Origin of the sequence: Streptomyces sp. NPDC056361, from assembly GCF_042262805.1 — a bacterium.
In the GTDB taxonomy this organism is placed as follows: domain Bacteria; phylum Actinomycetota; class Actinomycetes; order Streptomycetales; family Streptomycetaceae; genus Streptomyces.
The window spans coordinates 22,829-29,808 of record NZ_JBHJQI010000103.1 but is presented as its reverse complement, the minus strand read 5'-3'; the positions used below and the strand labels follow the sequence as shown (position 1 = coordinate 29,808).

Below are 6,980 nucleotides of genomic sequence, written 5' to 3'. Positions count from 1 at the left end.
GCACCGTCCGGTGCGGGGCCCCTTCGCGTACCGGACGGGGTCAGGCGGAGAGCTTCTTGGTGAGGACGTAGCCCTCGTAGCCGGCGATGCCGAAGAACAGGAGATCCATGGCGCCGAGCTCTTCCTTCCACGCGGCGAAGAGGTCGGAGAAGTGCGCGGTGAAGATCTCCGACACCGGCAGGCTCTGACCGTCCAGCTCGGCCCACCAGCTGGCCATCAGGGCGTAGCCGAAGAGCTGGCCCGCGAAGACGCCGAACAGGGCGATCGGCACGCCCGCGAACGGCAGGACCGGGTTGGAGCCGCCCACCTTGGCGAGGGCGAAGCCGACCAGCGCGCCGACGCCGAGCGCGAGGATGCCGAGCTGCGTGTAGCTCCCGTCCTCCTTGGCCATGGCGCGCATGATGCCGCCGAGGACGAGGGCGCCGACGACGGCGGCACCCAGGCCGGCCAGCAGCCCGAGCGCCAGGTTGTCGCGGGTCGGTGCGGGCGGCGGGGCCATCGGGTAGGGCTGCGGGGCGGCGCCGTCGGCGAACGGGTTGCCGGGCGGCGGAACAGGCTGGGACATGTGGTGATTCCCCCCAGGGAACGGTGAAGTGCGGTCGGTCGTGAGCGGCGTCAGCCGAGGAGCGCCGCGACCGGCGGCGCGAGGATCAGCCCGAAACCGAGCAGGGCCGGCACCCCGCCGACCACGCGGAAGCCGGTGGCGGTGAGGAGCCGGTCGTGCGGGCCCAGGTGTCCGGCGGCCTGCGCGCGCAGGTCGAGGTTGCGCACGTGCCACCGCTCCAGCCGGTCGGCGGAGTCCTTCACGTCGAGCGCGACCCAGAGGCCGCAGACCCCTCCCGTGAGGAAGAACGCGAGGAGCAGGAGGATGACGACGAACACGAAGGGCCCCCGGGACGATGCGCGCACGGAGCGGGCGTGCGGTGGTCCCGGAGGCTAGCAGCCGCATATGACACCGGTACAGGGAATTCCGGCCGGGGGCTTCCTCAGAGGCGGTGGGCGGCGCCCGCGGGCGTGGCGCCCCGGGTGTCCAGGAGGAGTTGGGCCTTCACCGTGAGGCCCTGGAGGTCGTAGGTGCGGTGGTGCTGGAGGAGGATCGTGAGGTCGGCGTGGGCGGCGGCCTCGTAGAGGGAGTCGGCGCGGGGGACGGGGAGCTCGCGGACGCGCCAGTCCGGGACGTGGGGGTCGTGGTAGCTGACGGCGGCGCCGAGGTCCATGAGGTGGCGGGCGATCTCGTCGGCGGGGGAGCCCTGCCGGTCGGGGAGGTCGGGCTTGTAGGTGATGCCGAGGAGGAGGACGCGGGCGCCGCGGGCCGACTTGCCGTGCTCGTTCAGGAGGGTGGCGGCGCGCTGGACGACGTACCGCGGCATGCGCTCGTTGACCTGGCCGGCGAGTTCGACGAGGCGGAGCGGGCGGTGGGCGCCGATGGTGTCGACGGGGGCGCCGTGGCCGCCGACGCCGGGGCCGGGGCGGAAGGCCTGGAAGCCGAACGGCTTGGTCTCGGCGCAGCGGATGACGTCCCACAGGTCGACGCCGAGCTCGTTGCAGAGGACCGCCATCTCGTTGACGAGGGCGATGTTGACGTGCCGGAAGTTGGTCTCCAGGAGCTTGACCGTCTCCGCCTCGCGGGGGCCACGCGCGCGTACCACCTTGTCGGTGAGCCGTCCGTAGAAGGCGGCCGCGGCCTCGGTGCAGGCGGAGGTGAGGCCGCCGATGACCTTGGGGGTGCCGGCGAAGCCGTGGGTGCGGCGGCCGGGGTCGAGGCGTCCGGGTGAGTACGCGAGGTGGAAGTCGCGGCCGGCGCGGAGGCCCGAGCCGGTTTCGAGGACGTCGCGCAGGAGGCCCTCGGTGGTGCCCGGCGGCACGGGGGACTCCAGGAGCACGGTGGTGTGGGGGCGCAGTCGGGCGGCGAGCGCGCGGGCCGCTTCGGTGACGGCGGTGAGGTCGAGGGTGCGGTCGGGGCCCAGGGGCGTGGGGGCGCAGAGGACGGCGGTGCGGACCCGGCCGAGTTCGGCGGGGTCGGTGGTCGGCCGGAAGCTCCCCGAGAGCATGCGGCGGATCTCCGGGGCGGTGAGGGAGCCGTCGACCGGGGAGCGGCCGGCGGCGAGTTCGGCGACGGGGCGGGGGTCGGTGTCGTAGCCGATGGTGTCGATGCCTGCGGCGGTGGCGGCCTGGGCGAGGGGCAGTCCGTGGTGGCCGAGGCCGATGACGGCGAGATCAGCGGGCATGGGGGGTGGGCCGTCCTTCCCGGTAGCCGTGGGGAACGCGACGCGCAAGCCCGGTGGACAGAACGGGTCGGGCGCCATGTCAGACTAGGCGTAAATATGACCGATATGCGGCATTGTGCATCCCAAGGTCGCCGAGTGTTATCCATAGGGCGGCGGCGAGGCGGTGGCTGAAGTCACCGGACCGGGACAGAATCAGGTCTGTGAGCCGGGCCACACACGGGCCCGGCTCGTGCGGAACAGACGGGGGACGACGGGAGGCAGCAGCCGTGAGGACAGCGACACTGGGACCCGCCGAGCGCGTCGAGGCGCTCGCGGCCATGGCCGAGCACGAGCTCGACGTACTGGTGGTCGGCGCCGGAGTGGTCGGCGCAGGAACCGCACTCGACGCCGTCACGAGAGGGCTCTCGACCGGCATCGTCGAGGCCCGCGACTGGGCCTCCGGCACCTCCAGCCGGTCCAGCAAACTCATCCACGGCGGCCTGCGCTACCTGGAGATGCTGGACTTCGCCCTCGTGCGGGAGGCGCTCAAGGAGCGCGGACTCCTCCTGGAGCGGCTCGCACCCCACCTGGTGAAGCCCGTCCCCTTCCTCTACCCGCTCCAGCACAAGGGCTGGGAGCGGTTCTACGCCGGCTCGGGCGTCGCGCTGTACGACGCGATGTCCCTCTCCTCCGGCCACGGACGGGGACTCCCCGTCCACCGGCACCTCTCCCGCCGCAACGCCCTGCGGGTCGCGCCCTGCCTGAGGAAGGACGCCCTCGTCGGCGCCCTGCAGTACTACGACGCCCAGATGGACGACGCCCGCTTCGTCACCACCCTCGTCCGCACCGCCGCCTCCTACGGCGCCAAGGCCGCCAGCCGGGCCCGCGTCATCGGCTTCCTCCGCGAGGGCGAGCGGGTCGTCGGCGCCCGCGTCCAGGACGTCGAGGCCGGAGCCGCGTACGAGATCCGGGCGAAGCAGATCGTCAACGCCACCGGGGTGTGGACGGACGACACCCAGGCCCTCATCGGCGAGCGCGGCCAGTTCCACGTCCGCGCCTCCAAGGGCATCCACCTGGTCGTGCCGAAGGACCGCATCCACTCGACCAGCGGACTCATCCTGCGCACCGAGAAGTCCGTGCTCTTCGTCATCCCCTGGGGCCGCCACTGGATCGTCGGCACCACCGATACCGACTGGGACCTCGACAAGGCGCACCCCGCCGCGTCGAGCGCCGACATCGACTACCTCCTCGAGCACGTGAACACCGTGCTCGCCACCCCCCTCACCCGGGACGACGTCCAGGGCGTCTACGCCGGCCTGCGCCCCCTCCTCGCCGGCGAGTCGGACGCCACGAGCAAGCTCTCCCGCGAGCACACCGTCGCCCACCCGGTCCCCGGCCTGGTCGTGGTGGCCGGCGGCAAGTACACGACGTACCGCGTCATGGCGAAGGACGCCGTCGACGAGGCCGTGCACGCCCTCGACCAGCGCGTCGCCCCCTGCGTCACCGAGGACACCCCCCTGCTCGGAGCCGAGGGCTACCGGGCCCTGTGGAACGCGCGCGCCAGGATCGCCGCCCGCACCGGCCTGCACGTCGTCCGGATCGAGCATCTCCTCAACCGCTACGGATCCCTGACGCAGGAGATCCTCGACCTCGTCGCCGAGGACCCTGGCCTCGGCGAGCCGCTCGCCGCCGCCGACGACTACCTGCGCGCCGAGATCGTCTACGCCGCCTCGCACGAGGGCGCCCGCCACCTCGACGACGTCCTCACCCGGCGGACCAGGATCTCCATCGAGACCTTCGACCGGGGCACGCTCAGCGCCCGCGAGTGCGCGGAACTGATGGCGCCGGTCCTCGGCTGGGACGCCCTCCAGATCGAGAAGGAGGTCGAGCACTACGAGAAGCGGGTGGAGGCGGAGCGCGAGTCGCAGCGGCAGCCCGACGACCTGACGGCCGACGCCGCACGGCTCGGCGCGCCGGACATCGTGCCGATCTGACGCCCGCCCGCCGCCGACGGGTGTCGACCCGCACCCATCTGACAGGACGTCCGGGTCGTCCCCGTTCCGGCGGGAACCTCGGGGGTGCCCGAACGCGTCGTCATCCCGGAGTACGGACCCGGGGGCGCCGCCCGTCCCGAGGTGAGGGACAATGGGCTCTCTTCCAGGGCGGGTTACCGCATCGCGCGGGAAGCGGCAGACGCGGCGAATTTCAGGGATCGCAGAGGGGACGCATGTCGGAGGCGGAGCAGTCGCGGGACACGGCGAAGGACCCCGGGCGGGACGCCGCAGCGGGGGCCGCGACCGACGGCGACCGAGGAGCGGTCCCGGCCGCGCGTGAACCGGGGCACGACGAGCAGGACGCGCAGGTCGGAGGGGGTGCGCAGGGCCCCGAGGACGTGCGCCCCGAGCAGGACGCGCAGCGCGCCGAGGGTGCCGGGGACGGCGCCGGGCGCGCCGAGGACGCCGTCGGCGACCCGCGGGCCGCGAAGGATTCCGAGGGCGCGGCGTCCGCCGCGGCGCCCGGTTCCGGCGCGGGCACCGGCCGCGCCGGGGACTCCCGTGAAGCCTCGGAACCGGCCTCCGCACCCGCCGCCGCGAACGGCCGGCTGCGGGGCACCGAACCGTCGACCGGACGGGCCGGTTTCGGCGCCGGTGACGGCGCCGGTGACGGTGACGGCGAGAGCGGCCGTCCGTCCGGCACCGGGCGCGCGTCCGGCGGCGACAAGCTGCGCAAGGCCCCGTCGAACGAGGGACGGCTCCTCGCCGGCCGGTACCGGCTCGGCGTGGTCCTCGGGCGCGGCGGCATGGGCACCGTGTGGCGCGCGGTCGACGAGACCCTCGGCCGCACGGTCGCCGTCAAGGAGCTCCGCTTCCCCACCAGCATCGACGACGAAGAGAAGCGACGCCTCATCACCCGGACCCTGCGCGAGGCGAAGGCCATCGCCCGGGTCCGCAACAACGGCGCCGTGACCGTGTACGACGTCGTCGACGAGGACGACCGTCCCTGGATCGTCATGGAGCTCATCGAGGGCAAGTCCCTCGCGGACGCCGTGCGCGAGGACGGCACGCTCACGCCCCGGCGCGCCGCCGAGGTCGGCCTCGCCATCCTCGACGTGCTGCGTTCGGCGCACGTCGCGGGCATCCTGCACCGCGACGTGAAGCCGTCCAACGTGCTGATCGCCGAGGACGGCCGGGTCGTCCTCACCGACTTCGGCATCGCCCAGGTGGAGGGCGACCCCTCGATCACCTCCACCGGCATGCTCGTCGGCGCCCCCTCGTACATCTCCCCGGAGCGCGCCCGCGGCCACAAGCCCGGTCCGGCCGCCGACCTGTGGTCGCTCGGCGGACTGATCTACGCGGCGGTCGAGGGCAGCCCGCCGTACGACAAGGGTTCGGCCATCGCCACCCTCACGGCGGTCATGACCGAGCCGGTCGACCCGCCGAAGAACGCGGGACCCGAGCTGGAGCAGGTCATCTACGGCCTGCTCGCCAAGGACCCGGCCCAGCGGCTCGACGACGCCCGCGCGCGCGTCCTGCTGCGGGCCGTGCTCGACGCGCCCGAGGCGGCGCCCGCGGCCTCGCCCGAGGTCACCACGGTCGTACCGCTGCCGCCGCGCCCCGAGGGAGTGCCGGCGACGCCCGCCGTGCTGCCGACCCCGGCGGCCGACCGGAGTCAGGCCCCCGACGCCGCGGAGCGGATGCGGGGCGCCCTGAAGTCGGTACGCAACGCGGCGGCGTCGGCTTCGACGTCGGCTTCGGCGAAGCCCGACGCGGCGCGGAACGGCGGAAAGCCGGCATCGGCCCGCGCGACGCTGACCGACGTCGTCCCGCGCCGCACGCTGGTGATCATCGCGGCGGTCGCCGTCCTCGCCGTGCTCGGCACGATCCTGGCCGTCTCCCTCGGTGGCGGCGGCGAGAAGGACCAGGGCAAGGGGAGCGGGGGGACCACGGCGTCCGCCGGCGCCTCGGCCGGTGGTGACGGTTCCGGAGGGTCCGCGGGCTCCGACGGAGGCAAGGGCCAGTCGCCGGGCGGCCCCGGCCAGCAGGGCGGCGCGCAGCCCGGTGACACCAACTCCACCGGTGCCACCGGCGCGAACGGCGCGAACGGCACGACGGGGTCCACGAACGGGTCGAACGGCGGCAGCGCCACGCCGTCCGGAAAGCCCGGCGGCGGCGGCACGCAGCTGCCCGCCGGCTACGCCCTCGTCACCAACGCCCGGTTCCACTTCTCGATGGCGATGCCCTCGTCCTTCTCGCTCCGCTCGATAGCGGGATACGACTCCGGCGGGATCTTCAGCGAGAGCGGCGGCTTCCCGCGCGTCCAGGTCGACTTCAACGACAGCCCGAAGGACGACGCGGCCGCCGCGTGGGCCGCGGCCATGACCGGTGTCGCGGCCACCAGCAACGGCTACAAGCACATCGGCATCCGCCCCGTCTCGTACAAGGGCTACCCGACCGTCGCCGACTGGGAGTTCGAGCGCACGCAGAAGGGCGTGCGCGTGCACGTCCTCAACCGCGGCTTCAAGGTGGACGCCAAGCACGGCTACTCCATCATGATCACCTGCAAGGCGAGCGAGTGGAACGGCGCGGAGTGCCGGACGCTGCGGGAGACGGCGTTCGCCACGTTCACGCCCAAGGACTGACCGGCGCCACGTATCGTGAGAGTTCGCGGACGGTACGCAGCCGAACGGAGTCGTTAACTGCACGGTGCCGGACCGGAATTGACGGACTCGCGTGATCCCTCCCGATCCCGAGGGGTCCACGGGGGACAGCGCGC

At 73.5% G+C, this 6,980-nt stretch carries 5 protein-coding genes; 2 read left to right on the top strand and 3 right to left on the bottom strand.

The window, feature by feature from the left end:
* Positions 1 to 40 precede the first annotated feature (40 nt).
* The 3 genes from ACFCY7_RS28050 to ACFCY7_RS28040 form a co-directional block, all read right to left on the bottom strand.
* Positions 41 to 565 carry a hypothetical protein gene (locus tag ACFCY7_RS28050; RefSeq protein ID WP_376488840.1) on the bottom strand — a complete coding sequence of 175 codons (525 nt, stop codon included), beginning with the start codon at positions 563 to 565 and terminating at the stop codon, positions 41 to 43.
* A gap of 50 nt (positions 566 to 615) precedes the next feature.
* On the bottom strand, positions 616 to 909 hold the full coding sequence (locus ACFCY7_RS28045; protein ID WP_376488839.1) for a hypothetical protein: 294 nt from the start codon (positions 907 to 909) through the stop codon (positions 616 to 618).
* 77 nt (positions 910 to 986) lie between these two features.
* On the bottom strand, positions 987 to 2,228 hold the full coding sequence (locus ACFCY7_RS28040) for a nucleotide sugar dehydrogenase (protein ID WP_376488838.1): 1,242 nt from the start codon (positions 2,226 to 2,228) through the stop codon (positions 987 to 989).
* 266 nt (positions 2,229 to 2,494) lie between these two features.
* Between ACFCY7_RS28040 and ACFCY7_RS28035 the strand changes: the two genes are divergently transcribed.
* Both ACFCY7_RS28035 and ACFCY7_RS28030 read left to right on the top strand, forming a co-directional pair.
* Entirely contained in the window at positions 2,495 to 4,201 is a 1,707-nt protein-coding gene (locus ACFCY7_RS28035) for a glycerol-3-phosphate dehydrogenase/oxidase (RefSeq protein ID WP_376488837.1), read from the top strand.
* Between the two features lie 233 nt (positions 4,202 to 4,434).
* A complete protein-coding gene (locus ACFCY7_RS28030; protein WP_376488836.1) occupies positions 4,435 to 6,846 on the top strand; it encodes a serine/threonine-protein kinase in 2,412 nt (803 codons plus the stop codon).
* Positions 6,847 to 6,980: the final 134 nt, after the last annotated feature.

Bases quoted from the DNA above. Each gene is read 5' to 3' on its own strand.
- ACFCY7_RS28050 (WP_376488840.1), bottom strand. From the start codon at position 565: ATGTCCCAGCCTGTTCCGCCGCCCGGCAACCCGTTCGCCGACGGCGCC.
- ACFCY7_RS28040 (WP_376488838.1), bottom strand. From the start codon at position 2,228: ATGCCCGCTGATCTCGCCGTCATCGGCCTCGGCCACCACGGACTGCCC.
- ACFCY7_RS28030 (WP_376488836.1), top strand. From the start codon at position 4,435: ATGTCGGAGGCGGAGCAGTCGCGGGACACGGCGAAGGACCCCGGGCGG.